This window comes from Ectobacillus panaciterrae DSM 19096 (genome assembly GCF_000430785.1).
Lineage (GTDB): Bacteria > Bacillota > Bacilli > Bacillales > Bacillaceae_G > Ectobacillus > Ectobacillus panaciterrae.
The window spans coordinates 1-1,864 of record NZ_AUMR01000184.1; the positions used below are offsets into that span (position 1 = coordinate 1).

The following is a 1,864-nucleotide window of genomic DNA, read 5'->3' on the forward strand; positions in this document are numbered from 1 at the left end:
ATCTCATTATCGGAAGTTGGCTTGTCTCTGGAACCCGCATCAACTCTACATTTCGTACAGGATATGAAATTTCACGTTATGCATGGTTTTATACAAGGTTGATATGAAAGGATTTTTCAGACCTGGCGATTTCCTGTATTAATACAAAAATATGTATGAAATTCTGCATAAAATGGGAGCTTTGGGAGACTATAAAAAAGAAGGTGTCAACAACGAATTTCCTTCATGTGTATGCAGGTCATGTTCTTCCCTATAAGAACATGACCCCCTTTAGGTTAAATTTAACATTTATTTGTTAAAATATGTTATAATAATAAGGAGATACAACTATGTATGTGTGTCCCCTTTTACCTCCTTTGTAGGTAGCATACATACTTTCCATATGGAAAAGGCACGCAGATGCGGACTCTGTGTGCCTTATTTTTTCGTTCCAAATAGCTTAGAGAACCAGCTTTGTTTTTGTTCAGCTGCTGCGATTAGCTTTTTAGTTTCTTGTGTATCTCTTATAAGCTGCATTAAGTCTTGATCACGTTTATCTAGCTTTTTATCAAGGTATGTCTGCTGTTCTTGGAGCTTAGTAATCAAGGCTTTATTAAACTCTTCTTGTCTTTGAACATAATCCCTTAACATTTTAATCTCGTCATGGAGTCCTCTCAATTCATCTGCTAGCAACGCTCCTGTGTCTTTGTTTGGGGTAGGCTTAAAGGATACTCCATCAGTAGCAAAATAATGTTCAATTTGCTTAATAGAATAGTTTTGTTCTCTATGAAGTTGTTTAATCAACTTCATTCGTTCCAATGCTTTTTCATCAAAAACGTTGTATCCTGCATCATTTTTTTGCAAAGGTATGTGTTGTTTTAATTCTTTAATCCAATTCCGAACCACGTTAGGAGTTTCTTCAATAATAGCAGCTATCTCTTTTATCGTTAGTAAATTATTATCCAGGTTTTCTATATCTTGATTATCACTTTTATCCATGTTTTTACCTACCTTTCTAACTTAAATAAAAACTTAAGTACTTAGGTAAACTAACCCTTATCTTAAAATTTATCAAGGTTTTTACCCTGAGTAAAAACCTAGGTACTTATTAATTCAGGTTGCGCGGGTTGGTATCCTTCTACTAAGGTTAGTGATATAAGGAATCCCTTTAGCTCGGCTTAACAGGGATTGGCAAAATTACATAACAAAAATAAATAGAAAAGCAATGCCCTTATGCTGGCATTGCTTTTTTTGAGATACAAATATTAAGTACTTTCCTTCTCTACCGGTCCATTCTTCCCTAATGAATTTCTTTTAGGTGAGAGCATCCATAATCGTGGCTTTACGATCTTGGTTAGATATTAAATGTACCGTGAAAACTTTTAAAATATATCGATGGAAAATGATAATGATAATGGTAAACCATTGTAGGATAATGGGATGGATGATACGAAGGTTTAGGAATAGAGGGCATCTGTCCAGGTTGCTCGAATTGCCAAGATGTGTATGCAGAGGGCGGATAATATTGTTCAAGCTGTTGTTCCCAAGGGGTAAAAATTCTTGTAAAAAAGGGATACATCATACAGTCACTCCTAAGAATTATTTATGTAATATCGTATTCGCTTACTTAATGTCTACTAATGCTTGTTATATGACCATCCACCGCTACACAAACCCTTATTTCTGAGTCATAGGTAAACTGTTTCTTTGTAAAATATGCAGGATATTATACAACAGTGTGGTGTGAAACATACCCAAATAGGTATCGGAAAAGCCTGATTTTACAAAGATGTATAAAACCATGCATAACGTGAAATTTCATATCCTGTACGAAATGTAGAGTTGATGCGGGTTCCAGAGACAAGCCAACTTCCGATAATGAGAT

At 35.0% G+C, this 1,864-nt stretch carries 1 protein-coding gene; it reads right to left on the minus strand.

All coding sequences use genetic code 11. The annotated features are described in order from the left end of the window. Positions 1-417: 417 nt before the first annotated feature. Entirely contained in the window at positions 418-978 is a 561-nt protein-coding gene (locus H540_RS0122110; RefSeq protein ID WP_028402418.1) for a MerR family transcriptional regulator, read from the minus strand. Positions 979-1,864 lie beyond the last annotated feature (886 nt).